Below are 23,457 nucleotides of genomic sequence, written 5' to 3' on the forward strand. Positions count from 1 at the left end.
CTGTTTCTAATAACAAATCCTTGCCACTTTCTGACAAGGGACTGAACCCATTTCTTGGCCTACCTTTAATTGGTACACAACGCAAACGCCGTTATGCATGTTCCGGGCCTTATCCCGCCACCATTAAACGTCGTCCAGGTCCAGGCGGAGCTGGGAAAATTATTGTCAGGCGTGTTCCAGCCGTCGCCTCCCCAGCGGGAAAGATAATAGCCACCGCTTACCAGCTTGCCCGGACAGGTCGCATTAGACGTGGCGTACTGCCCGCAGGCCTGATTTCCCTGAATGATATAGACACTGCCAAGACCCGCGCTTTTCCAGACGCCATTTACGCAGGATAGCAGCGTGCCTTCCGGCGTCCTGCCCTGTAACCCGTTCGGGCTGCATCCCCAGCCCGGCTGAGACTGACCGTTAATATAAACAAACTCACCGGCATTCACCCTGCCGTTAGCGTCAATATTGCCATTGGAATGGACATAATTTGAGTTTACGTTCCCCGTTGCCCAGACGTACTGCGTATTAACCTGACGCCCCACGTTGGCATCAATTGCGGCATAAATATAGCCGGCGCTGTTCAGGTAGGTATTCACATCTCCGTTTGTCCCTGCCCCAATGCTTCCGGAAGCATAAGCATCCAGCGTGCGTATTCCCCCACCCCAGCCTGACGGTAAATCGTCAGGACTGTAACCGCTGGTCGCCAGCCTGGACAGCACTCTGGCGTTACCGCTGAGCGTGGAAGTGCCTGCAACGGTAAGGTTGCCGCCCACGGTAGTGTCTCCGCTGGATTTCAGCGCGCCGGAGCTGACGGAACCGGAAGCGGTAAGGTTCTTCACATTGTTAACGTCATTCCCGCCCATATTCAGATCGCCCGTCATGGGGAGCGAGCCATCACGGCGAAGAAAAACAGAATACATGGCGCTGTCGTACCCCACGCGGTAAGCCAGCAGACCACTGGTGGTGATATTGTTCTAATTGACAGCCTGTTCAGACCACTGACCGCTGTATCCGGAAACCGACGAGGCTGTTCTGCTCATGCCGCTGTCCACGCCCGCCGTCTGCATGGCCTTACCCAGCAGGTCATAACGAATTTTGTCGCCTTCCTGCCACTGTGCGGTAGTGGTAATAAGACCGTTGATCAGGTAATTGGGCGACGTACCGGCGCGTCTGAGGATAATGGCGTAAGAGGAATGGTTTGCATTGATCCCACTGAATGAAGCGGGAAGCAGCCCTTCGTTTATCAGCGTCTGGTACGTGATGGTACAGGTGTTATCCGCCGCAGAGCAGCTTCTGGGACCGGGATCAGTGCCTGCGGAGGCCGTCACGGACGTCAGCGTGGACAGCTTATCAAAACGGATACTGATATAGCCGTTGACCGCCTCCCCCACCTGTTTAATCTGCTGCCCCACCGCCTTTGCCTGAATATTTTCCTGCTCCTGCCTTAAATCCTGAAACTTAATAAATGAAACAGCCGATGCCACACCCAGCACCAGAATTAATTCAAGTAATGAGAATCCCTTTTTAGTTCTGACCATTATCATCTCCTTTTATTTGTTGTTATATTTTAAATAACCAATTTTAAAAACTTGTCAATAAAAATCCCCTTATTAAAAGGGGCCGGACAACAAAAAGGATATAACTTACCTTTAATAACATTAATTAATGCAATGTCAATGCAAAGGGGGGGGATTTTAAATAATTAAAGCGATACCAGTAAAATGATATTGGCATTCCCCCCTTCATTACAGGCCTGAGACGCTGACGCCACATCAAGTGCGCCATCAGCGGATTTAACGATGGCTGAACCCACCTCTGCAATATAAAAGTTCGCCGCCACAGCAGAAACGATTTTAATACACTCAGCCGCAGGAACACTGACCCAGGTAATGTTAAAGGAAGAGTTTGCTGTACCCGACGGGCTGTCAGCAGACGGCGCAAGCGTCACGTTGCCTTTGAAGAGGTTAACAACCGAAGCGGTCGCGCCTGTGCCGTTCAGCATATTGTCAGGAAATATTCTGGCCTGAACGCCGACAGCGTTGTTAAGTCCCGCATAGTTTGACGCTGAGTTATAGAGCGCTTTTACGCCGCTTTGTATGGTTGCAATGTTTTTTGATTCAGCCTCTGCACGCTGGGATGCCTGCACTTTCGGATAAACGATAAATGCGCCCACCACTAATGCAGCAATAATACCCAGCACCAGTAAAAGCTCTAAAAGAGAGAATCCCTTTTTATTTCTGATATATTTTGTTTTCATGTTTAAATCTCCGTATTTTATTTATTCTGATACAGAGATATAAAACCCTTAAAAATTAGCAAGCCACTACGATGATTTAATCATTTATTCCTGATAAACGGATTACGTTTACGCAAATACCTGACGCACCCGGTGAACCTGGCTAATCCTTCACCGCCGACAGCCCGCTTTCAGCTGTTCAGCGTTTCCTGTTTTCATCTGATGTACTGGTTCAGAATGGGATATGCCCGGTTTGAAACAAGCTGTTTTTTATGCATACTGGCTGAGCCTCAAAAGTGTTAATCAAACTGTTTTCATTAGCGATGATATCAAGGAGTTAACATGTCTGGTTGGTTCGAATTGAGCAAAAGCAGCGATAATCAGTTCCGGTTTGTACTTAAAGCCGGGAACGGTGAGATAATACTCACCAGCGAGCTTTATACCACGAAAAGCGCAGCCGAAAACGGCATAGCATCAGTACAGACAAACAGCCCTCACGGTGAGCGCTATGACAGTAAAACGTCCTCCAACGGGAAGTTTTATTTCAATCTGAAAGCCGCTAATCACCAGATTATCGGAACGAGCCAGATGTATGCCAGTACGCAATCACGTGAGACCGGCATTGCGTCAGTAAAAAACAACGGCAGCTCTCACACGATCAAAGACAACAGCTAATAAGATTATTGTGCAGGCAGGCCGCTATCCGGTCTGCCTCTTGACTCTTTTCTTTGTTTTATCGCTGGCGGTTGTGTAACTTTTTGTCGCTACGAACAGCCGCTGAAAAAACGCCGACTTAACTGCCGGGATTTTCAACTCCGGCGATAAGCTTACGCAGCAGTGGAATAAGCAATAGCATCACCACGCCAACCGCCATCGCCCCCCACCCCAGCTGATTAAACACGTGGCTATAGCCGGGGTCCGTCGCTGCGGCATTGCTGTCGGCGTTTTCAGGCATCCAGCCGGAAACGTAACCGGCCAGAACCGACGCTACGCCGGTAACCATCATCCAGCATCCCATCATGATCCCCTGATACTTTACCGGCGCCAGCTTGCCAATCATGGCATAGCCGATCGGAGAAATAAGCAGTTCCCCCAGACTTTGCAGGAGATAGCTGATAACGATCCATTTAAACGCCACAATACCATCGCTACCGGCCAAAAATATTCCTACCGGCAGCACCAACATGCCAAGACCAATGCAAAACAGAGAGCAGGAAAACTGCATTGGAATATCAATGCGCCAGCCGCGTTTACGCAAATTACCAAAGGCCAGCGCCAGTAAGGGGCCGCCCAGCACTATCACCAGCGTATTAATATTCTGAATCCACTGCGGGGCAATTCTGATGCCGTATACCGACAGATTTATATTGTGCTCGGTGAACAACATCAGCCCCATTGGCGCCAGCTGATAAAGCATCCAGAACACCAGCGAGCCCAGCGCCAGGATCAGATAAGCCGCCATACGTCGCTGCTCCTCGCGCGGACGATGACGTAATGTGGTGAGGCATAACAGTAGAAAAACCACCACGCCGAGCGCGATAACAAATGACCCGGTAAAGTCGGCATGGGTCAATAACAGACGGATCGCCGGTACCAGTACGGTCAGCACCGCCAGCCCAACCAGCATGCGGACGAAAAACTGCCGGCGACTGGTATGTAATAACGGCGTATCGATATCAGCCAGCAGCTTCCAGCGCAGCAGCGAGATGACGATAGCGATGATATTGCCCAGGGTGGCAAACAGAAAAAGCGACTGGTAATGTTCGCCAAGCTGGAAGTAACCTGCGCCGGTAAAACCGATGAAAAATCCGAGGTTCATCCCCGCGTAGTTCCACAAAAACGCGCTCTCACGACGGTTATCTTCCGGAGCAAAACGCTGGGTCAGCATCATATTAATGCAGGTGACGTTCAGCCCGCTGCCGGTAAGGAACATTGCCAGTCCCCAGTATAGTCCTTCAGCACTTTGACCTGAAAGCACCCAGCAGCCAGCAACTTGCAGGACCATGCCTAAAACAAACAGGTTGCGATTGCTCAGAAACCGGCCGCCGAGATAACCGCCGAACAGGTGCAGGCCATAGTTAAATGCGCCGAAAACCCCCATCATGGTATTCGCCTGCCCTTCGCTAAAACCGAGGCGCTTTGTGGCATAAAGAACCAGCGTTGAGTAAAGAACAGCAAAGCCGAGCGTTGCAAAGATTTGAATAAAAAATAGCGCTCCGGAGCCGGCGGGTATGCCGTGCGACTGTTCTGATGTAGCCTGTGTCAAACTTCCCCCCTGTCGTTTTTCATCATCAACACGGCATTATGCGTCTTAACTGCCGATTTACGCAGTAAAACAAACGGAATAAGTATGAAAGTGAGTTTTTATGACTGTTTTTAAGACAATTTCAGGTAATTGCCTTGCGCAGGAAAGTGTAGTCAATGATTGCTTTTTATTGTCTGTGGTAGCCGATCGGCGCGATGTCTACCCGGCATCAGCGGTAAAACCTGAGCCGGGTACCGTCAGCCTCTCGTCAGGCAGGCTTTAACTTCCGTTCTGCTTCCGTTGTTCATTTTCAGCCTGCTTCATCCTTCTTTCCCACGGCGTTTGCGTTTTAACAGACAGCGGGGCGACAAACTCCTTCCACTCTTTATTCGTGGTACGCCCGCTGGCGGCGTTTTCATCAGAATAGCTATCATGGCTTTCTTGCGCACAACCGGATAAAACAACCACGCTTAGAGCAAGAAATAGTGATTTACGCATTAAAGAACTCCCTGTAATCAGATAATTCTCCAATGATATCAACAAAGCCATAGCTGGAAAATAAGGATGTGACAGCGCTTATTTACCCGGCTTTTTATAGGGATCCTTTTTATGGTCCTCGCTGCTGTCACGGCCGCGCGGCATTTCGCCGTGTTCATGTGGATTATCTCTGGCGGGATGCTTCTCATCTTTATTGCGCTGCTGGTCAGATTTATCTTTACTCATCGGCGACTCCTTGGTTTTTATTGCTCTAAGTGTAGACCCCTGAGCCTTGCGCAGCATAAAAAGCGCAGCCATCGCCTGACATATTGCTGGGAGAAACGTTGAAGGGGACCGGCGGTCCCCTTTATTTGGCAGGAAAAATCAGGCGTAGGCTGACAGCGTTCGCTGACAAAGCGTAGAACGCACGCAGTCTTCGGCGCTAAAACGCACTACGCCGACCATATTATCCTCCTGAAAGCGAGCCAGCGCGTCGCTCAGTCCGGACAGAACGCCCGAGGGTAAATCGCACTGCGTAATGTCGCCGTTAACCACCACGGTAACATTCTCCCCTAAACGCGTCAGAAACATTTTCATCTGTGCGGCCGTCACGTTTTGCGCCTCGTCGAGAATAACGAAGGCGTTCTCAAAAGTACGTCCTCGCATATAGGCAAAAGGCGCGATTTCCACCTTGCCGATCTCCGGGCGCAGACAATATTGCATAAATGAAGAGCCAAGACGTTTAACCAGAACGTCGTAAACCGGTCTGAAGTATGGCGCAAACTTCTCCGCGATATCGCCAGGCAGGAACCCAAGATCCTCATCGGCCTGCAAAACCGGACGGGTTACGATAATCCTGTCAATATCCTTATGTATCAGGGCCTCAGCCGCTTTGGCTGCGCTAATCCAGGTTTTCCCGCAGCCTGCCTCGCCGGTGGCAAAGATAAGCTGCTTTGTCTCTATGGCATGTAGATAGTGTGCCTGAGCGTCATTTCTTGCTTCAACGGGCGCGAGGTCGCGGCTGTCGCGCGCCATGCCAATTGCATCTAATCCACTCATATGCACCAGCGAGGTGACCGATTCTTCTTCACGCTGACGATGGCTGCGTGAATCGTTCCGAAGTACGCGTCTGGCTTCACGACGCGCTTTGATCACTGCTTTCTGTCTTCCCATAGTGGCACCTTACAGTTGGTTTCATTTCCCGCATCAGCTAGCGCGATGCGATTACGTGAACGCTTTAGAGGTTCGGCTTCCTTAGAGCCTTTTACGGGGGAGGTAATGAGCATGTTTAAACGACTGACACCATTTAATCCATGGTAAATCTTATTGCAGGTTAATCGGGGAAAAAGGAGCGAAGAGAGGGTTTCAGAGGGAGATAATCCCTCGCGATAAAAAGCGATAAATAACGGCTGACTGACTAATCGTCCCATACAGGACTTTTCCATTCGCAATCTCCAGAGTGGAACTACGATACAGAAACGGCTTCATGAATAAAGTGCAACAAACACCAACAAAAATGCAACCTTTAAATTAGCTGGAAAAAGTTTTTTTTTATATTTCGGAATGATGGATAAAGAAAGCTGCGATGAAAAATACCTAAAAACAATAATTTAATCCATTTATGACAATATTTTTTATGTGATGGATTTCCATTTTTCATTGTTAAAATTGATTAAATAATAACCTGAGCGCTGATTTAAAAGGCGCCTGCTGATATTTACAGTCAGCCGGCGCCGGAAAAAAATCAGGCTTCCAGTAGCATTTGCCCCAGATAATGCTGCCCATCCGCCACACCCGGCAGCACGAAGAAATAGCCGCCGCCAATGGGTTTAATATACTCCTCCAGCGCTTCCCCATTGAGCCTTTTCTGAACGGTAATAAATCCTTTTTCCAGATCGTGCTGATAGCAAACAAACAACAGCCCCATATCCAACTGTCCTGAGTTAGAAACCCCAAGCGAATAACTGTAGCCCCGGCGCAGCATCAGGTTGGGCTGGGTTTCTGTCGTCCGTGGATTAGCCAGACGCATATGGGCGTCCAGCGGTATCAGGTTACCATCAGGATCGTTCAGGTAATCCGGCACATCGCGTTCTGCCTGCATGCCCAGCGGCGCGCCGCTGCTTTTCTGACGGCCAAAAATATTCTCCTGCTCGCGCAGCGGCGTGCGATCCCACATTTCAACGTGAAACTGAATAATGCGCACCGCCTGATAGCTGCCGCCGACCGTCCAGGCCGGCTCCTTCTGCGCGCCAGAAACCCAGAGAATATTATCCATCAGCCTGCCATCCTGGGTATCAGGATTGGCCGTGCCATCCTTAAATCCCAGCAGGTTTATCGGCGTCTCTTTGCCGCGACTGCGCGCAGCGTGGTCAGAAATAAATCCTTCACGACGCCAGCGTACGCTCAGCAGATCGGGCGTGTTTTTTATAATGTCGCGCAGCGCGTGGATCACCGTGTCATTGGTATTGGCACAGATTTGAATCAGCAAGTCGCCGTGGCACAGCTTTCCGTCCAACGCATCGTTCGGAAAGCGCGTCATCGGCACAAGGCTGCGCGGTTTTTGCTGTTGCAGGCCAAAGCGCTCGTCAAATAATCCCGCGCCGACGGAAACCGTCATGGTGAGATTATCAGGATAAATTTCATCGCCGAGAATGCCGGAATCCAGCGGCGGCATTTGCGGATTATCTAACGTCGGCGCTTTGCCGCCGCCGGTAAGAAAAGCAATGCGCTGCGTCAGCAGTGTAAACAACCGGATAAGGTCAGCTTTGTCGCTCGCCAGCACGTCAAACGACACCAGCATCATTGCCGCCTGCTGCGGGGTAATAATTCCAGCCTGGTGCAAACCGTAGAACGGCTGGCGTTCGCGCCGCGAGCCGGGATCTAGAGTGCCGGGGGAGAAAGACGGCGCCCCCTGCTCTGCGGCATGCAGCGGGCAGCCACCGCTAACGGCAAGGGCACCACCAACGATGCCCATTCCCTTCAGTAAACGACGGCGTGCCGGCTGTAGCACGCCCCCATTTTCGCTGTTGTCCATGCTTAATCTAACCCTAAGGTTCCCCGTAGCTGTGACAAATCTTCCGCCAGCGTGGTGATCGGTCCTTTCAGCGCGTTGCGGTCAGCATCGGTCAGCTTGTCGTAAGATTCGAACCCGTCTTTAGTGCGGTATTTAGTTAAAATGGCGTCAACTTTTTTGAAGTTAGCGTCGATTTTGCTCAGCAGCTGCGGATTCTGTTTTTTCAGCATCGGTCGCAGCAGGTTGACGATTTTCTGCGCGCCATCAACATTCGCCTGGAAGTCGGACAGGTCGGTGCGGCTGTAGCGATCCTCCTCGCCGGAAATTTTGCTGGCAGCGACCTCTTCAATCAGACCGGCAGCCCCCCCCACCACTTTGCCTGGCGGGAAAGCCAGCTCATTGATGCGTTTTTGCAGCTCCAGCGTATCGCTATTCAGGCGGTCAGCATACTCAGCCATGCCTTTGGTGCTTTTATCGGCAAACAGCGCTTTTTCCAGCCGGTGGAAGCCGGTGAATTTCGGATCGTCAGCTTTCTTCTCATAATCATCTTCGCGGGCGTCGATCGCGGCGTCCAAATCGGAGAACAGCTCAGCAATTGGCTCAATGCGCTCGTAGTGAACGCGCGTTGGTGCATACAGCGCCTGAGCTTTGGCCAGATCGCCGGCCTTCACTGCATCAGTAAAGGCTTTGGTGCCAGCGACCAGCTGCTCAACTTCTTTGGTGACGTACGCTTTATATTCGGTGATTGGCCCGGCCAGCTGCATTACGTCTGGCTTACCGTCGCTGCGCTTAGCATCACCGGCCGTTACCACCAGCTTGCCTTTCGGGTTGCTGAGCAGGCCGCAGGTTACATCATATTCGCCGGCTTCCAGATTAGCCGTCAGCTTTTGCGTGAAGCCAGGCGCAATATTTTCGCGCTCTTCCACCACCATCACGCCTTTGAGTATTTCCCACTCCAGCGCCTTCTGACTGTTGTTTTTTATCACGAACTGGGTTTTACCCGACTTCACCGTCAGCGACATCGGGTCGCACTGCTTGTCGTTAACGCTGACGTTCACAACCGGAATATCTGCTGCTACAGCAGCGGCGGAGCTTGACAGCAGCGTCAGCAAAGCTGCGCTTAGAGCATGGCGACGAAAAAGTGTAGTCATTGTTATTCCTTTTCAAAGTCAGACAAAGGCTGGCCTGCACCGGGCAGGCCCGCGGGATATCATCGTGAAGGTACAGTTGAAGGCGAGCGCGCCGGCAGAAAAAACAGCGCCAACGCCGGGATCAGATACAGCAACCACACCGCCACCTCGCTGATGCTGGGCGCTTCCTGATAGCCAAGAATGCCTTCCAGCAGCGTGCCAAACAGCGTGCTGGTTGGCAGAATAGCGCTGAGGTTAAAGGCCACGTCCTGCCAGTAATTCCACAGGCCCGCCTCGTGAAACGCCCGGATAGCACCGGCGGCAAGGCCGGCTGCGACCAGCAGAATAAACAGGCTGGTCCATTTAAAAAAGGCGCCGAGGTTAAGACGCACGCCGCCCCAGTAGAGCAACGCCCCGAGCAGCACCGCACAGGCCAGGCCGAGCATGGCGCCAACCGGCGGCCCGTAGCCCACATCCTGCTGAAATGCCGCCAGTAAAAAGAACACTGACTCCAGCCCTTCGCGGGCAACGGCGAGAAATACCATCATCACCAGCGCCCAGCCGCTGCCGTTATTTTTGCTCAGGGCCTGGTCTACTGCCGCTTCGAGTTCACGCTTGACGTTACGTGCCACCCGGCGCATCCAGAACACCATCCAGGTCAGGATCACCACGGCGATAACCGCGACGATGCCTTCGAAAAGTTCCTGCTCTTTTTGCGGAAACTCGCCGGTGGTTTCATTAATGAAATACCCCAGCGCCAGGCATAGGGCGGCAGCAATAAAGACGCCCGCCCACATGGCGGTAAACCATCGGCTGCGTCCTGTGCGTTTCAGGTAGCTGGCAATCAGGCTAACGATCAGCGCAGCTTCCAGCCCTTCACGCAACATAATCAGAAACGGTACAAACATACCGACGGCCTCGGCTAGTGGTTAATGTCAGGTGTGGTAAAGAAAAGTAAATACAAACGATACCGATTATCATTACCGGTAAAAAAAATACAAGCGCTGACTCAGGAGAATTGTGATATTAGCGGAAAATTATTTTCCGCTACGCTCGATAAGATGAGGTCATTTAACACTGGCGTGACATTTTGTTTATCTGACAACAGAGGCTTATTCACCCTGGCGGGCGTGCAGCAATCTGTCGTCAGGCGGTACAGGATAGGGGCAAGCCGCCACTATCCTGCGTGATACTCCTGGCGGGCGGCGTCGAAGCGCTGCTGGGCGGTAGCGGAAGGCGATCTTCCGGCCAGGCTGACGATCACAATCGCCAGGCTCGCAAACAGGAATCCGGGAATAATTTCATACAGACCCAGCCAGGCGTACTGCTTCCAGATAAGTACCGTTGCGGCGCCGGTCACCATGCCTGCCAGCGCGCCGTTGCGCGTCATCCGGCGCCATACAAGCGCAAAGATTACCACCGGTCCAAAGGCCGCGCCGAAGCCAGCCCAGGCATAGCTGACCAGCCCCAGCACGCGGTTTTGCGGGTTAGACGCCAGCAGAATAGCGATCGCTGCCACCAGCAGCACCATCAGACGACCAACCCACACCAGTTCACGCTGACTGGCATTCGCGCGCAGGAAGGGTTTGTAGAGATCCTCGGTCAGCGCGCTGGAGCAGACCAGCAGCTGACAGCTCAGGGTAGACATTACCGCCGCCAGTATCGCCGACAGCAACACGCCGGCAATCCATGGATTAAACAGCAGCCGCGCCAGCTCAATGAAAATTCGCTCACCGTTTTCATTGACGCCCGCAGCCTGCTGCGGATGGTTCTGAAAGTAGGCAATGCCAAAGAAACCAACGGCAACCGCGCCTAGCAGGCAAAGGATCATCCAGCTCATGCCTATCCGCCGCGCGCTGCGAATCGAGCGGTGAGAGTCCGCGGCCATAAAGCGCGCCAGAATATGCGGCTGACCAAAGTAACCCAGCCCCCACCCCAGCAGAGAAATAATCGCAACGGCGTTGAGATTTTTTAGCATATCCATATTTTCGGCGCTTTTTGCCGCGATAACCTGCAGCGAATCGCCAAAACCGCCAACGGCAATGATCACCATCACCGGCGTCAGGATCAGCGCAAAAATCATCAGGCTGGCCTGCACGGTATCCGTCCAGCTGATTGCCAGAAAGCCGCCGATAAAAGTGTAGATAATCGTGGCGGCCGCACCGGCCCACAGCGCAGTTTGATAGCTCATGCCAAAGGTTGATTCAAACAGACGCGCGCCGGCAACAATGCCCGAAGCACAGTAGATGGTGAAAAAGACCAGAATGATCACCGCAGAGATCACCCGCAGCAGCCTGCTGCGATCTTCGAAACGGTTAGTGAAAAAGTCCGGTAGCGTCAGCGCATTGTTCTGATGTTCGGTATGCACACGCAGCCGTCCGGCAACAATTTTCCAGTTAAGCCAGGCGCCCAGCGTCAGTCCGATCGCAATCCAGCTTTCGGAAATGCCGGAAATAAAGATTGCACCAGGCAATCCCATCAGCAGCCAGCCGCTCATATCCGATGCGCCGGCGGAGAGCGCGGTAACCAGTGCTCCAAGGCTGCGGCCGCCAAGGATATAATCATCGAAATTTTTAGTTGAGCGCCAGGCAAGGAAGCCTATCAGCACCATACCCAGAATATAGATGCAAAAGGTAACCAGCATCGGTGTGCTTACGGTCATGGGGTCTCTCCAATGTAATTTTTTTCCACCGTGGCGGAAGCTCTTCCTGAGATCACCGACAGCGGGTGAGGCTCGACCAGGCGCGCTATCCTGCCTTAAAGCAATAACAGGCACAATGCTTAACACAAATTTCACAACCCACCGAATGAAAACTGCAGGCAAAGTAAAAAAGGTTGCACCGCATCACAACTTTGACGCCGTCAAATATTGAGAAATTTAATGATATTAATCATTAAGTTAAATAAATACCCTCCCCGCGACTGCTAACGGCTGTAAATATTGTCGCGCGGCTAACATCAAACAGGTTGCACCAGGTTGCAACTTGATTGATATTGCATTGCAACAAATGGTTATCACCGTAACAGGAGTTTCCGGTATGGGCAGTACCACTATGGGCGTGAAGCTGGATGATGAAACCCGCGAGCGGATTAAACTGGCGGCAAAAGGGATTGACCGCACCCCTCACTGGCTGATTAAACAAGCAATATTCAACTATCTCGAACGCTTAGAAAATGGCGAGCAGCCTGCGTCCGGGCCGGATGACAGCATCCAGCAGGAAAGCGCAGAGCCGGTGGTGGAAGAGACCTTCCAGCCCTTTCTCGATTTCGCCGAGCAAATTTTGCCGCAGTCCGTGGCGCGTGCGGCAATTACCGCCAACTGGCGTCGTCCGGAAACCGAAGTTATTCCGCTGATGCTGGAGCAAGGACGCCTGGGTGGCGAGATAGCCACCAAAGCGCATCAGCTCGCCTGGACGCTGGCGGATAAACTACGCAACCAGAAAACCGCCAGCGGCCGCGCCGGGATGGTGCAAAGCCTGCTGCAGGAATTTTCCCTCTCCTCGCAAGAAGGCGTCGCGCTGATGTGTCTGGCGGAAGCCCTGCTGCGTATTCCGGACAAGCCAACGCGCGACGCCCTGATTCGCGATAAAATCAGCACCGGCAACTGGCAATCGCACCTCGGCCGCAGCCCGTCGCTGTTCGTTAATGCCGCCACCTGGGGCCTGCTGTTTACCGGCCGCCTGGTCTCAACGCATAATGAAGCCAACCTGTCGCGCTCGCTGAATCGTATTATCGGTAAAAGCGGCGAACCGCTGATCCGCAAAGGCGTGGATATGGCGATGCGCCTGATGGGCGAGCAATTCGTAACCGGTGAGACCATCGCGGAGGCGCTGGCTAACGCGCGCAAACTGGAAGCAAAAGGCTTTCGCTACTCCTATGACATGCTGGGTGAAGCAGCGCTGACCGCCGCTGACGCTAAAGCCTATCTGCTCTCTTATCAGCAAGCGATACATGCCATCGGTAAAGCGTCAAACGGTCGCGGTATTTATGAAGGTCCGGGCATTTCTATCAAGCTCTCCGCGCTACACCCACGCTATAGCCGGGCGCAGTATGAGCGGGTAATCAACGAACTCTATCCGACGCTGAAATCCCTGACGCTGCTGGCCCGCAGCTATGATATCGGCATTAATATCGACGCCGAAGAGGCCGACCGTCTCGAGCTGTCGCTGGATTTACTGGAAAAGCTTTGTTTCGATGCGGAACTACAGGGTTGGAACGGTATCGGCTTTGTGATTCAGGCTTACCAGAAACGCTGCCCCTACACGATTGATTATCTGACCGACCTTGCGCAACGCAGCCGCCGCCGCTTAATGATCCGATTGGTTAAGGGCGCTTACTGGGATAGCGAAATCAAGCGCGCCCAGGTTGAAGGTCTGGAGGGCTATCCGGTATATACCCGAAAAGTTTATACCGACATTGCCTACCTCACCTGTGCCAAAAAGCTGCTGGCGGTGCCAAATCTAATCTACCCGCAGTTCGCCACTCATAACGCCCATACGCTGGCGGCTATCTATCACCTGGCGGGCAATAATTACTATCCAGGCCAGTATGAATTTCAGTGCCTGCACGGTATGGGCGAACCCTTGTACGAACAGGTCGTCGGTAAAGTGGCTGAAGGTAAACTCAACCGCCCATGCCGCATCTATGCGCCGGTCGGCACCCATGAGACGCTGCTGGCTTATCTGGTGCGCCGCCTGCTGGAAAACGGCGCCAACACCTCATTCGTCAATCGCATCGCCGATAGCACCCTGCCGCTGGAAGAGCTGGTTGCCGATCCGGCGCAGCAAATTGACCAACTGGCGCATCAGGAAGGCGCCGTCGGCATGCCGCACCCCAAAATCCCCCTGCCGCGCGAACTGTATGGCAGCGACCGGGTAAACGCTGCCGGGTTGGATATGGCCAATGAACACCGGTTGGCGTCGCTGTCCAGCGCCCTGCTCACCAGCGCCAGCCAGAACTGGCAGGCAATGCCTGTTCTGGCGGCTGAGGCTGAACCCGAGGCCTGGCAGCCGGTTATTAATCCGGCTAACCGTCAGGATGTGGTCGGTCAGGTGGCTAACGCCAGCGAACAGGACGTCAGGCAGGCGTTGCAGACTGCCGTCGATCATGGCCCGGTCTGGTTTGCCACACCGCCAGAAGAGCGCGCCGCCATTCTTGAGCGGGCAGCGATGCTGATGGAAGATCAGATGCAGCAGCTGATCGGCCTGCTGATTCGCGAGGCGGGAAAAACCTATGCCAACGCCATTGCCGAAGTGCGCGAAGCGGTGGACTTTCTACGTTACTACGCCGGCCAGGTTAAACAGGATTTTGCTAACGAAACGCACCGACCGCTCGGCCCGGTGGTCTGCATCAGCCCCTGGAACTTTCCGCTGGCGATTTTCACCGGCCAGATTGCCGCCGCGCTGGCGGCCGGCAACAGCGTGCTGGCTAAGCCCGCGGAGCAAACGCCGCTGATTGCCGCTCAGGGAGTGCGCATTCTGCTGGAGGCTGGCGTGCCGGTTGGTGCGCTGCAACTGCTTCCAGGCGATGGCGAAACCGTCGGTGCGCAGCTGACCGGTGACGAACGGGTGCGCGGCGTCATGTTTACCGGCTCCACTGCCGTTGCCACCCTGCTGCAGCGTACGCTGGCCGGGCGCCTCGATCCGCAGGGCCGCCCGACGCCGCTGATTGCCGAAACCGGCGGGCTGAATGCGATGATTGTCGATTCTTCGGCGCTGACCGAGCAGGTAGTGATTGATATCGTAGCCTCGGCTTTTGACAGCGCCGGTCAGCGCTGCTCGGCGTTGCGATTGCTGTGTATTCAGGAGGACGTTGCTGACCACACGCTGCAAATGCTGCGCGGGGCAATGGCTGAATGCCGGATGGGCAATCCTGAACGGTTGTCCATTGATATCGGCCCGGTGATTGACGATCAGGCCAGAGCTGGAATCGATCAACATATTCAGCAAATGCGCGCCAAAGGCCGACAGGTTTATCAAGCCACCCTGGATAACCGCCAGGATCGTCAGGAGACGGCGCTGGGCTATTTTGTCGCGCCCACGCTTATCGAACTCAACGAGGTGGCGGAGCTGGACAAGGAGATTTTCGGGCCGGTACTGCACGTTGTCCGTTTCAGCCGCCACCAGCTGCCCGCCCTGCTTGAGCAGATAAACGCTGCCGGCTACGGCCTGACCTGCGGCGTACATACCCGCATTGATGAAACCATCGCCCAGGTCGTCAGCCGGGCGCAGGTCGGCAACCTGTACGTTAACCGCAATATCGTCGGCGCGGTTGTCGGCGTACAGCCGTTCGGCGGCGAGGGTCTCTCGGGCACCGGTCCGAAAGCAGGCGGACCGCTTTACCTTTACCGGCTGCTGGCAAGCCGTCCGCCGCAGTCGCTGCTGACCACCCTTAGCCGCCAGGACGGTGCCAGCCAGCCCGATTGCAGTCAACGCAGCCTGCTGCTCCCCCCGCACCAGGCGCTGACGGATTGGGCGGCGGATCGCCCGGCGTTGCACAGCGTCTGCCAACAGTTTGCCCGGCAGGCGCAAGGCGGGATCACCCGGCTGCTGCCCGGCCCGACCGGCGAGCGCAATACCCTGTCTCTGCTGCCGCGCCAACGCATTCTCTGCCTGGCGGAAAATGAAGAGGATGCGCTGGTGCAGCTGGCTGCGGTAACCAGCGTCGGCTGCCGCGCGCTGTGGACAGATGATGAAGTCCATCGCCAGTGGCTAAGCGCCCTGCCCAAAATAGTGCAGGATCGTATCGACCGCGTGCCCTCACCGCTTAGCGATGAGATTGAGTTTGACGGGGTGATTTATCACGGCGATGCCGACCAGCTGCGCGCGGTATGCCAGGCCGTGGCCGAGCGCGAAGGGGCAATTGTATCAGTACAAGGCTTTGCCCACGGCGAAACTAACCTGCTGCTTGAACGTCTGCTGCTGGAGCGTTCGCTAAGTATCAACACCGCTGCGGCCGGCGGCAACGCCAGCCTGATGACCATTGGCTGATAATCTCAGGGCGCGACGGCGCCCTGCTTTTAACGGCAGTCTCAGGCGCCCTTAGCCACCTGAGACTGCCGGTGCAGCAGCCGCGGATAGATAAACAGCGTGCGGCCGATCCCCCGGTTAAGCAGGCTCCAGGCCACCAGCGAGCAACCTACGCTGATGGCAACCATCAACAGCGGAAACAGCGCCGCCCAGCTCCAGGCAAACAAGGCGTTAGCAAACAGCTGATAGTGCCCGGCCAGCAGGATCGCCACCATGGCGAAAAATTCGATAAAGATGCGATGCAGCACGTAAATCTGCAAGGTATTACGTCCGGTCCATTTCATTATGCGCATTGAAAAATGGCGATCGAGCCAGCGACAGAGCTGCACGCTAAACAGGATAGCCACAATGCACAGAAAGAAGTTGTCGTTAAATCCCAACGCAATGTGCCCGGCGGCCAGCACCGCCAGCAGCGCCCAAACCAGCAGGTTACGCGGCTTCCATTCGCTCCAGCGCATAATAACCTCGCTGTAAAACGCGCCCAGTACGAAGAAGACAAAATACTGTAGCAAGCTCTCCGGTCCCCAGCCTGGCACCAGCCGACCCACGGCCAGATAATTCATCATCACCGCAACCAGTAACAGCGCAAACGGATAGCGACGAAACAGCCGGGCAAAGAGGAAAAATAAGCCCAGCGCATACAGATACCAGGATGAGCTCATTGCCAGCAGCATCAGCTTCAGGCTTTCAGCGAAGCTGCTGGCCCAGGCGGCATTGGTATTGTCCGAAAGGTGTTCCCCCATCAGCGGCCCGGACACCCGGCCGATCATCAGCCATTGGATGATGCCCCAGAGAAAATAGAGGTAAAACAGGTTGGTTATCCGGCTGGTTAACACGCTTTTCCACGGACGGTTAATGATGGCATTAGCCGCCAGCAAACCGGAAACGAAGAAAAAAGCGGGCATCCGCAGCGGTGAAAGGATTTCATTAAATCCAACCCACAGCTTAGCCGGCAGCTGTCCGCTGCTGAGATGAGGTACGGTATCGGCAAAGCCGGGTAAAACGACGTGATACAGGACCACCAGCAAAATGCAGCCGCCCTTAAGAATATTTACCCAGCCGAGCTGTTGTTTTGGCGCTTCGGTCATTATCCACTCCTGCTTATTAGCGTCGTAGTGTAAGCAAAGACCAGCAGCACGTTGTCCCTGATGCTGTGTTGAAATAAAAAATTTCGCCTTAACGTTGCGCTTAATGAATGTTCAAAGCTCGCTTCTCGTGGCGAGTTTTATATTTCGTTTAAAACAATTATGACTTTTATGCGCCGGGGGAAGCAATGAGAAAGCCCTGAAAGCCAGCGATTACCTTATGATTTACTAACTATTTTCGGCGGTGATGAGTTAACTATCTGACGGCGCGGACAGGCGGAATAAATAATTCAGAGTTTTCTTTTAGCAATATTAAAAAGAATGGCGCTACCGGGGCTAATATTATTTTCACCGTCAGTGGCGCCGGGCTATTATCCTGGCTTTAATCGCCAGCAACGTTTTCCGCTCAGGAATTAAGAAATTTATCCAGAAACTGGCGGGTTCTGGCCTGCTGCGGCTGGGTAAATAACTCGCGGGCCGGCCCCTGCTCAATGATTTTCCCCTGGTCCATAAAAATGGCGCGGTCGGCAACGTCGCGGGCAAAGCTCATCTCATGGGTAACGATAACCATGGTACGCTTTTCCTGGGCCAGCGCGCGGATGGTTGCCAGCACCTCCCCTACCAGCTCCGGGTCAAGCGCTGAGGTGGGCTCATCAAACAGGATCACCTGCGGACGCATCGCCAGCGCCCTTGCAATCGCTACCCGCTGCTGCTGCCCGCCAGAAAGGCGGCGCGGATAGCTATTTTCCTTGCCCTCCAGCCCCACTTTTTGCAGCAGCTGATAAGCACGCGCCGTCGCTTCGGCTTTCGGCTCACCCTTAACAATCAGCGGCCCCTCCAGGATATTCTCCAGCACCGAGCGATGCGGAAATAAATTGAAGTTCTGAAACACAAAGCCAACCTGCTGGCGCAGCGCACGAATTTGCTGCTTTTGCTTCGCCAGCGGACGAGCGGCATCGACGGTAATGTCGCCGACGCTGATGGTGCCGCCATCCGGGGTTTCCAACAAATTGATACTGCGCAGCAGCGTGGTTTTACCCGAGCCGCTCGGCCCGATAATCGCCACCACCTCGCCGGAGTCTACCGCCAGATCGATACCATGCAGCACCGTTTGCCCGTGAAACTGCTTAACAAGATTCGTCACGCTGATGGCGCTCATCTGACCTCCCTGTCCTGACGGTTGACGTAGTTTTCCAGCCGGGTTTGCAGCGCCGACAGCACCGTTGCCATAATCCAGTAAATCAGCGTGGCGGCCAGATACATGGTAAACACTTCCAGCGTACGCGAGGTGATCAGCTGCGCCTGGCGGAACAGCTCCGGCACCTGAATGGTGGCGGCAAGTGAGGTATCTTTTACCAGGCTGATAAAACTGTTGCCGAGCGGCGGCAGCGCGGTACGCGCAGCCTGCGGCAGTATAACCCGATACAGCGTTTGCCAGCCGGTCATGCCGATGCTGGCGGCGGCTTCCCATTGCCCACGCTCAATGGCGGCAATCGCACCGCGCAGCGATTCAGAAGCGTAGGCGGCGGTATTCAGCGACAGGCCGATCATCGCCGAGGGAATGGGGTCCAGCTCAATACCAAACTGCGGCAGGCCGTAATAGATCATAAACAGCTGGGCTATCAGCGGCGTACCGCGAAACACGGAAACGTAAAAGCGCGCCAGCAGGCGCAGTGGAAGCAGAGGAGACAGGCGCATTAAGGCCAGCACGAAGCCGAGCAGCAGGCCAAAAAACATGCCGCCGATGCTCAGTTCAAGGGTAAACACCGCCCCTTTTAATAAAAATGGTGCTGAATCCAGCACCAGTTGAATACTTTCCTGCATTATTTCGTGACGTCCGCACTAAACCACTTCTGAGAAAGCTTAGTCAGCTCACCGTCTTTCTGCATATCGGCAATCGCTTTGTTGATGGCCTCCAGCAGCTGCGGGTTGCCTTTGCGCAGCGCGACGCCCGCTTCCTGACGGGAGAACGCCGGGCCGTCCACCGACATGGTGTTGCCGGTTTTCTTCACCAGATCAAGCGCCGCAAGGCGGTCAATCAGAATGGCATCAATACGGCCGGCGCGCAGGTCCTGATACTTGGTGGGATCGTCATCATAGGTGCGGATATCCACCCCTTTAACGTTCTGTTTCAGCCACTGCTCATAGTTGGAGCCAAGGCCGACACCGACTTTTTTCCCCGCCAGATCTTCCGGCTTCGTTACCGACCCGGCCTTATCTTTACGCACCAGCGCCTGAATGCCGGAAATAGTGTAAGGGGTGGAGAAATCGTATTTCTTTTTACGCTCATCGGAGATGGTGACCTGATTTATCACCACGTCAATGCGTTTGGAATCCAGCGCGGCCAGCATACCATCCCACTTGGTGGGCTTAAGGCTGGCTTTCACGCCGAGATGTTTCGCCAGCGCCTGAGCGAACTCCACTTCGAAGCCGGTCAGTTTGCCGTTTTCATCCTGAAAGCTAAACGGCGGATAGGTTCCCTCCAGCCCCACCAGCAAGCTGCCTCGTGATTTTACCTGCTGCAGTAAATTTTCATCAGCGGCCTGTACGTTGACAGCAAAACCTGCCATCAGCGCGGCGGCGGCGGCGCCCAGCACCAGCTGGCGACGAACAAAAGAAAATGTCATAAACACCCCGTTATAGTGATAATTTTTTTAACCGTAAAGCCTGTCATATCGGATAGATAGCAGCGCCGGACCTGCGGGTCAGTTACCCGACTGCGTGGCCAGCGCTTCGATTATAATCAGCAACGTCGTTATTGCTTATACCGTTGGATGATAAGCAAATAACGCCGGTGCGCCGCCGGTATGCACAAACGCGATCGGCCCGTCGCGCTCGAACCGGCGCTGGCTGATGCCATCAATCAAACCGGCCATCGCTTTGCCAGTATAGACCGGGTCAAGCACGATACCTTCCAGCCGGGCCAGCAGCGCAATCGCCTCGTTACCTTCGTCATTTGGCATCCCGTACTGCGGGGCAAAATAGTCATCCCACAGCGTAACCGGAATATCGCCATCGAGACCAAGCAGCTGCGCCAGCTCCCGCTGCAATCGCTCAACGTTGGCGCGCTGCTGCTCAGCGCGGCGCGAAACGGTTACGCCTACCAGCTGGGTCTGCGGCATCAGCTGCGCCATCGCGACGCCAAGTCCGGCTTGCGTACCGGCGCTGCCCGACGCCACCACCAGCGCGGCAAAATCAACGACGCCTTCACTTTGCAGCGCGATCTCCCTGGCGCAGGCGGCATAGCCCATCGCGCCCAGCGCGTTTGAGCCGCCGACCGGCACCACGTAAGGGCGAAAACCCTGTGCCTCCAGTCGGATTGCCTGCTCGGCCAGTTGGGCGACGGGATCGCTCAACGCCTCGACCAGCACCGTTTCACAGTTAAAAAGTTTGCATAACAGGCTATTGCCGTTAGAAAGGTAGTTTTCAGCGCGGGTATTGATAGGGTTTTCCAGCAGAGCCAGGCACTTCAGCCCCAGCTTTGCAGCCACGGCAGCGGTTTGCCGTACGTGATTTGACTGAATCGCCCCGGCGGTCACCAGCACGTCTGCGCCCTGACGCAGCGCATCAGCCGCCAGATATTCCAGTTTACGCAGCTTGTTGCCGCCCAATGCCACCGGCGTGACATCGTCACGTTTAATAAAAATATCCCGACCAAGGTAGTCGGAAAAACGCGGGAGATGCTCGAGCGGCGTTGGCGCGCCGAGCAGCTCCAGGCGCGGGTAATCATCCAGCCTGAGTAAGGACATCACGACCTCCGTGACGGTTAAAAGACAACCCATCCTTACAGATTTAGCTGTATAAATCCCGCTTTGTTACGAATAGTTGCTTTGCCAGCCTAAAAACTGGTCATATTTGCGCAACGCAATGCGGTAATTATTATTACCGGCATCCGGCAGCTGGTTCTCCAGGCAGGCATGCCAGCTGACGCCGCGCAGACTTTCCGCCGGAAAGTTCTTTGCCTGCAGCATATCGTCAAGACGGCGCAGACGAACCACATACTCACGGATGGTGCTGTGGCTCATTGCCGTCTGCTCAAACAAATATTGCTTGAAGGCCATGATGTCAAAGTAGGTCGGATGCGTGTTGCAGTAGATATCGCTGCAAAAACGACATAGCGCTGTCAGTTCAGTTTGTAACTTAAGCCAGACCTGGTCGTCGATCATCTGGTCCATACGGGCAATTGCTTCTTTATTAATTATCTGACCGCGGAACACCAGCGCCATACGATCCAGCACCTTGCCACAGTGCGAGCAGTTGGTCTGCCCGTGCTTGTAGTCTTTCAGATAACGGCTGAGCGGTCTCATTTTTGTTTTGGATCTCATCCGAGAGTCTCCGATTGCTGTGATGTGCGTAAACAAACTGTCAGCGCGCACCCGTCAATCGGGCGCGCAGGCGTTTAATCGCCTGACTGTGCAGCTGGCTGACGCGAGATTCACCCACGTCCAGCACTGCGCCAATCTCTTTCAGATTCAATTCTTCCTGGTAATAGAGCGTCAGCACCATTTTTTCGCGTTCAGGCAGCGCCTCAATCGCTTCAATGACGCGTTCGCGTAAATCACCTTCCATAAGCTGATGGAGCGGGTTGGCCTCTTCGTGCCCGTCCGTCACCAGCTCAGCGCTATCGCCATGTTCTTCGTGATATTCATCGTACGAAAACAGCTGGCTGTTGTTGGTATCCAGCAAAATCTGCCGGTACTCTTCCAGCGATACGTCAAGCTGCGTAGCCACTTCCAGCTCGGTAGCTGCTCGCCCCAGCGACTGTTCGACCCGGTGCATGGCGCCAGCCACCTCCCGGGCGTTACGGCGCACACTGCGTGGCGCCCAGTCACGGCTGCGAAGCTCATCGAGCATGGCGCCGCGGATGCGCTGTACGGCATAGGTGGTAAAGGCTGTGCCCTGTAGCGCGTCATAGCGCTCTACGGCATTTAGCAGCCCGATACCTCCGGCCTGTAACAGATCGTCCAGTTCGACGCTGGCTGGCAGGCGAACCTGCAAGCGCAGCGCTTCGTGTCGCACCAGCGGTACGTACCGCTGCCATAGCGAATGCTTGTCCATGACGCCTTCGGCGGTATAGAGATCGTTCACTCTGACTACCCTGCGTTAGTTAAGTTATCGGCATCATTATCTAATTCTGTAGCGAGTTTTGATTGGCAGAATAAAGAGGCAAAGGCGGGTTATTTCTAATTTGTTACGCAGAGCTGAAAACAGCTTCAGCCCTGCTGTCATCAGCGTTACTTACGATTCAGACGCGCTCGGGTCGCGGCGGGCACCTGCGACCAGAGCGCACAGACCTGCCCATCGAGCGATTGATAAAACGGCAGTAATATTTGATCTTCTTGCAGCGCCTGACGCAGACGCACTTGCCCCGTCTCGCCGTCAATGCTCAAGCGGTGGCTACTGAATAATCGTTGCAGGTCGCTGCGCAGAAACAGGCCGTTATCCACGCTATTGTCGGCAATCACGCCCTGCTCGTTTTCGCTGACGTCAATATGGCAGGCTTCCACCCACGGCCAGCTATGCTCGCCGGTCAGTAACGTGCCGGTGATGACGCAGGCACCGTAGCGCGCCTTCACCGCGAGCTGGAAATCTGCGTTACCCGCGCGCGCCCACAGGCGCTTTTTCACCCGCAATCCGACCTGGGTACCGGGATAAACGCCGCCATTTTGCACCAGTCCGTCACCGCTCAGTACCACGATAAACTGCAACGCAAGGGCATGTTCAAAACAGGGCTGAGATTGTGGATCGAACAGCTGCCAGAACTCATCGTGCGGGTCGCTGCGCATCAGAGAAAGGGTATAACCACGGCTGTTCATCAGGTTTTGCGCCATCGGCGAAGCCGGATCGAGCATCGCACATACTTTCACTTCGCCGATCACCTGCCAGAGGTTCTGATTTTCCAGCGCCGCATCGCGGTGGAAATAGTAAAACGGCTGCTGGTTAGCCAGATAGTGTTCAAAGCGCTGAAGATAGTTTTTCCGTTCGTTATCGCCGCAGATAAACAGCAAATCGCTTTGCGGGGCGTTGACCTGCTGGCGCGCGAATACCGCGCGGATAATCAGGCTCTTACTGGTGGTCGAAGGACTCAGCAAGCCGCGTGCCGTCAGCTCTTTGTCAGCAGGAAATTTCCACGCGTAGCGCTGAGCAATCTCATCAAAGCTCAGCCATTCACCGGGTATCAGGTCGAAATTAAAGCGCATGGGGGCCACCAGAAAAAAGACTTATCCGGATTATCGGCAGGCGCGCAGGAAA

At 54.5% G+C, this 23,457-nt stretch carries 20 protein-coding genes and 1 pseudogene; 2 read left to right on the forward strand and 19 right to left on the reverse strand.

Going from position 1 to position 23,457, the window contains the following annotated elements; all coding sequences use genetic code 11:
* Positions 1 to 65: 65 nt before the first annotated feature.
* Both BTJ39_RS25140 and BTJ39_RS09095 read right to left on the reverse strand, forming a co-directional pair.
* Positions 66 to 1,535: pseudogene (locus tag BTJ39_RS25140) on the reverse strand (shufflon system plasmid conjugative transfer pilus tip adhesin PilV).
* A gap of 158 nt (positions 1,536 to 1,693) precedes the next feature.
* The gene (locus BTJ39_RS09095; RefSeq protein WP_078002359.1) at positions 1,694 to 2,248 is read right to left on the reverse strand and encodes a type 4 pilus major pilin; all 555 of its coding nucleotides are present in this window, start codon (positions 2,246 to 2,248) and stop codon (positions 1,694 to 1,696) included.
* 321 nt (positions 2,249 to 2,569) lie between these two features.
* Between BTJ39_RS09095 and BTJ39_RS09100 the strand changes: the two genes are divergently transcribed.
* Positions 2,570 to 2,902 carry a YegP family protein gene (locus tag BTJ39_RS09100; RefSeq protein ID WP_078002360.1) on the forward strand — a complete coding sequence of 111 codons (333 nt, stop codon included), beginning with the start codon at positions 2,570 to 2,572 and terminating at the stop codon, positions 2,900 to 2,902.
* Positions 2,903 to 3,020: 118 nt separating this feature from the next.
* Here the strand turns inward: BTJ39_RS09100 and BTJ39_RS09105 are convergent, their stop codons facing one another.
* The 9 genes from BTJ39_RS09105 to putP form a co-directional block, all read right to left on the reverse strand.
* Entirely contained in the window at positions 3,021 to 4,493 is a 1,473-nt protein-coding gene (locus tag BTJ39_RS09105) for a peptide MFS transporter (RefSeq protein ID WP_078002361.1), read from the reverse strand.
* Between the two features lie 258 nt (positions 4,494 to 4,751).
* The gene (locus tag BTJ39_RS09110) at positions 4,752 to 4,970 is read right to left on the reverse strand and encodes a membrane lipoprotein lipid attachment site-containing protein (protein ID WP_078002362.1); all 219 of its coding nucleotides are present in this window, start codon (positions 4,968 to 4,970) and stop codon (positions 4,752 to 4,754) included.
* A gap of 78 nt (positions 4,971 to 5,048) precedes the next feature.
* Complete coding sequence (locus BTJ39_RS24830; protein ID WP_176110272.1) at positions 5,049 to 5,195, reverse strand: hypothetical protein; 147 nt, start codon at positions 5,193 to 5,195, stop codon at positions 5,049 to 5,051.
* A 138-nt stretch (positions 5,196 to 5,333) separates the two neighbouring features.
* Positions 5,334 to 6,122 (reverse strand): phosphate starvation-inducible protein PhoH, encoded by a 789-nt coding sequence (gene phoH / locus BTJ39_RS09115; protein WP_078002363.1) that lies wholly within the window; start codon positions 6,120 to 6,122, stop codon positions 5,334 to 5,336.
* Positions 6,101 to 6,394 (reverse strand): hypothetical protein, encoded by a 294-nt coding sequence (locus BTJ39_RS24835; RefSeq protein ID WP_176110274.1) that lies wholly within the window; start codon positions 6,392 to 6,394, stop codon positions 6,101 to 6,103. The genes phoH and BTJ39_RS24835 overlap by 22 nt, the downstream gene beginning before the upstream one ends.
* A gap of 299 nt (positions 6,395 to 6,693) precedes the next feature.
* Positions 6,694 to 7,983, reverse strand: a complete 1,290-nt coding sequence (gene efeB / locus BTJ39_RS09120) for an iron uptake transporter deferrochelatase/peroxidase subunit (RefSeq protein ID WP_078002364.1) — start codon at positions 7,981 to 7,983, stop codon at positions 6,694 to 6,696.
* 2 nt (positions 7,984 to 7,985) lie between these two features.
* Positions 7,986 to 9,113 (reverse strand): iron uptake system protein EfeO, encoded by a 1,128-nt coding sequence (gene efeO / locus BTJ39_RS09125; RefSeq protein ID WP_078002365.1) that lies wholly within the window; start codon positions 9,111 to 9,113, stop codon positions 7,986 to 7,988.
* A gap of 59 nt (positions 9,114 to 9,172) precedes the next feature.
* Complete coding sequence (gene efeU, locus BTJ39_RS09130; RefSeq protein WP_078002366.1) at positions 9,173 to 10,000, reverse strand: iron uptake transporter permease EfeU; 828 nt, start codon at positions 9,998 to 10,000, stop codon at positions 9,173 to 9,175.
* Positions 10,001 to 10,269: 269 nt separating this feature from the next.
* Positions 10,270 to 11,754: a sodium/proline symporter PutP gene (gene putP, locus BTJ39_RS09135; RefSeq protein WP_078002367.1), complete on the reverse strand. Its 1,485-nt coding sequence runs from the start codon at positions 11,752 to 11,754 to the stop codon at positions 10,270 to 10,272.
* 376 nt (positions 11,755 to 12,130) lie between these two features.
* Here putP and putA point away from each other — a divergent pair, with 376 nt between their 5' ends.
* Positions 12,131 to 16,081, forward strand: coding sequence for a trifunctional transcriptional regulator/proline dehydrogenase/L-glutamate gamma-semialdehyde dehydrogenase (gene putA / locus BTJ39_RS09140; RefSeq protein WP_078002368.1), 3,951 nt, complete (start codon positions 12,131 to 12,133; stop codon positions 16,079 to 16,081).
* 41 nt (positions 16,082 to 16,122) lie between these two features.
* On the opposite strand, the gene BTJ39_RS09145 is transcribed toward putA, so the two are convergent.
* The 8 genes from BTJ39_RS09145 to BTJ39_RS09180 form a co-directional block, all read right to left on the reverse strand.
* Positions 16,123 to 17,208 (reverse strand): acyltransferase family protein, encoded by a 1,086-nt coding sequence (locus BTJ39_RS09145; protein ID WP_078002369.1) that lies wholly within the window; start codon positions 17,206 to 17,208, stop codon positions 16,123 to 16,125.
* A gap of 403 nt (positions 17,209 to 17,611) precedes the next feature.
* Positions 17,612 to 18,364 carry an L-cystine ABC transporter ATP-binding protein TcyN gene (gene tcyN / locus BTJ39_RS09150; protein WP_078002370.1) on the reverse strand — a complete coding sequence of 251 codons (753 nt, stop codon included), beginning with the start codon at positions 18,362 to 18,364 and terminating at the stop codon, positions 17,612 to 17,614.
* Positions 18,361 to 19,029, reverse strand: a complete 669-nt coding sequence (gene tcyL, locus BTJ39_RS09155) for a cystine ABC transporter permease (protein ID WP_078002371.1) — start codon at positions 19,027 to 19,029, stop codon at positions 18,361 to 18,363. The genes tcyN and tcyL overlap by 4 nt, the downstream gene beginning before the upstream one ends.
* Positions 19,029 to 19,832 (reverse strand): cystine ABC transporter substrate-binding protein, encoded by an 804-nt coding sequence (tcyJ, locus tag BTJ39_RS09160; protein ID WP_078002372.1) that lies wholly within the window; start codon positions 19,830 to 19,832, stop codon positions 19,029 to 19,031. Before tcyJ ends, tcyL begins: the two co-directional genes overlap by 1 nt.
* A 135-nt stretch (positions 19,833 to 19,967) precedes the next feature.
* On the reverse strand, positions 19,968 to 20,954 hold the full coding sequence (locus BTJ39_RS09165; RefSeq protein ID WP_078002373.1) for a D-cysteine desulfhydrase: 987 nt from the start codon (positions 20,952 to 20,954) through the stop codon (positions 19,968 to 19,970).
* Between the two features lie 66 nt (positions 20,955 to 21,020).
* Positions 21,021 to 21,530, reverse strand: a complete 510-nt coding sequence (gene fliZ, locus BTJ39_RS09170; protein ID WP_078002374.1) for a flagella biosynthesis regulatory protein FliZ — start codon at positions 21,528 to 21,530, stop codon at positions 21,021 to 21,023.
* Positions 21,531 to 21,570: 40 nt separating this feature from the next.
* On the reverse strand, positions 21,571 to 22,293 hold the full coding sequence (locus BTJ39_RS09175; RefSeq protein ID WP_078002375.1) for an RNA polymerase sigma factor FliA: 723 nt from the start codon (positions 22,291 to 22,293) through the stop codon (positions 21,571 to 21,573).
* 146 nt (positions 22,294 to 22,439) lie between these two features.
* The gene (locus BTJ39_RS09180) at positions 22,440 to 23,405 is read right to left on the reverse strand and encodes an HNH endonuclease signature motif containing protein (RefSeq protein WP_078002376.1); all 966 of its coding nucleotides are present in this window, start codon (positions 23,403 to 23,405) and stop codon (positions 22,440 to 22,442) included.
* Positions 23,406 to 23,457 lie beyond the last annotated feature (52 nt).

This window comes from Izhakiella australiensis, from assembly GCF_002006995.1.
Taxonomy (GTDB): Bacteria; Pseudomonadota; Gammaproteobacteria; order Enterobacterales; family Enterobacteriaceae; genus Izhakiella; species Izhakiella australiensis.

Excerpts from the sequence above, each read along its gene's own strand:
- BTJ39_RS09095 (WP_078002359.1), bottom strand. The coding sequence starts at position 2,248 with ATGAAAACAAAATATATCAGAAATAAAAAGGGATTCTCTCTTTTAGAG.
- BTJ39_RS09100 (WP_078002360.1), top strand. The coding sequence starts at position 2,570 with ATGTCTGGTTGGTTCGAATTGAGCAAAAGCAGCGATAATCAGTTCCGG.
- BTJ39_RS09110 (WP_078002362.1), bottom strand. The coding sequence starts at position 4,970 with ATGCGTAAATCACTATTTCTTGCTCTAAGCGTGGTTGTTTTATCCGGT.
- BTJ39_RS24830 (WP_176110272.1), bottom strand. The coding sequence starts at position 5,195 with ATGAGTAAAGATAAATCTGACCAGCAGCGCAATAAAGATGAGAAGCAT.
- phoH (WP_078002363.1), bottom strand. The coding sequence starts at position 6,122 with ATGGGAAGACAGAAAGCAGTGATCAAAGCGCGTCGTGAAGCCAGACGC.
- BTJ39_RS24835 (WP_176110274.1), bottom strand. The coding sequence starts at position 6,394 with ATGGAAAAGTCCTGTATGGGACGATTAGTCAGTCAGCCGTTATTTATC.
- efeB (WP_078002364.1), bottom strand. The coding sequence starts at position 7,983 with ATGGACAACAGCGAAAATGGGGGCGTGCTACAGCCGGCACGCCGTCGT.
- efeO (WP_078002365.1), bottom strand. The coding sequence starts at position 9,113 with ATGACTACACTTTTTCGTCGCCATGCTCTAAGCGCAGCTTTGCTGACG.
- efeU (WP_078002366.1), bottom strand. The coding sequence starts at position 10,000 with ATGTTTGTACCGTTTCTGATTATGTTGCGTGAAGGGCTGGAAGCTGCG.
- putP (WP_078002367.1), bottom strand. The coding sequence starts at position 11,754 with ATGACCGTAAGCACACCGATGCTGGTTACCTTTTGCATCTATATTCTG.
- putA (WP_078002368.1), top strand. The coding sequence starts at position 12,131 with ATGGGCAGTACCACTATGGGCGTGAAGCTGGATGATGAAACCCGCGAG.
- BTJ39_RS09145 (WP_078002369.1), bottom strand. The coding sequence starts at position 17,208 with ATGACCGAAGCGCCAAAACAACAGCTCGGCTGGGTAAATATTCTTAAG.
- tcyN (WP_078002370.1), bottom strand. The coding sequence starts at position 18,364 with ATGAGCGCCATCAGCGTGACGAATCTTGTTAAGCAGTTTCACGGGCAA.
- tcyL (WP_078002371.1), bottom strand. The coding sequence starts at position 19,029 with ATGCAGGAAAGTATTCAACTGGTGCTGGATTCAGCACCATTTTTATTA.
- tcyJ (WP_078002372.1), bottom strand. The coding sequence starts at position 19,832 with ATGACATTTTCTTTTGTTCGTCGCCAGCTGGTGCTGGGCGCCGCCGCC.
- BTJ39_RS09165 (WP_078002373.1), bottom strand. The coding sequence starts at position 20,954 with ATGTCCTTACTCAGGCTGGATGATTACCCGCGCCTGGAGCTGCTCGGC.
- fliZ (WP_078002374.1), bottom strand. The coding sequence starts at position 21,530 with ATGAGATCCAAAACAAAAATGAGACCGCTCAGCCGTTATCTGAAAGAC.
- BTJ39_RS09180 (WP_078002376.1), bottom strand. The coding sequence starts at position 23,405 with ATGCGCTTTAATTTCGACCTGATACCCGGTGAATGGCTGAGCTTTGAT.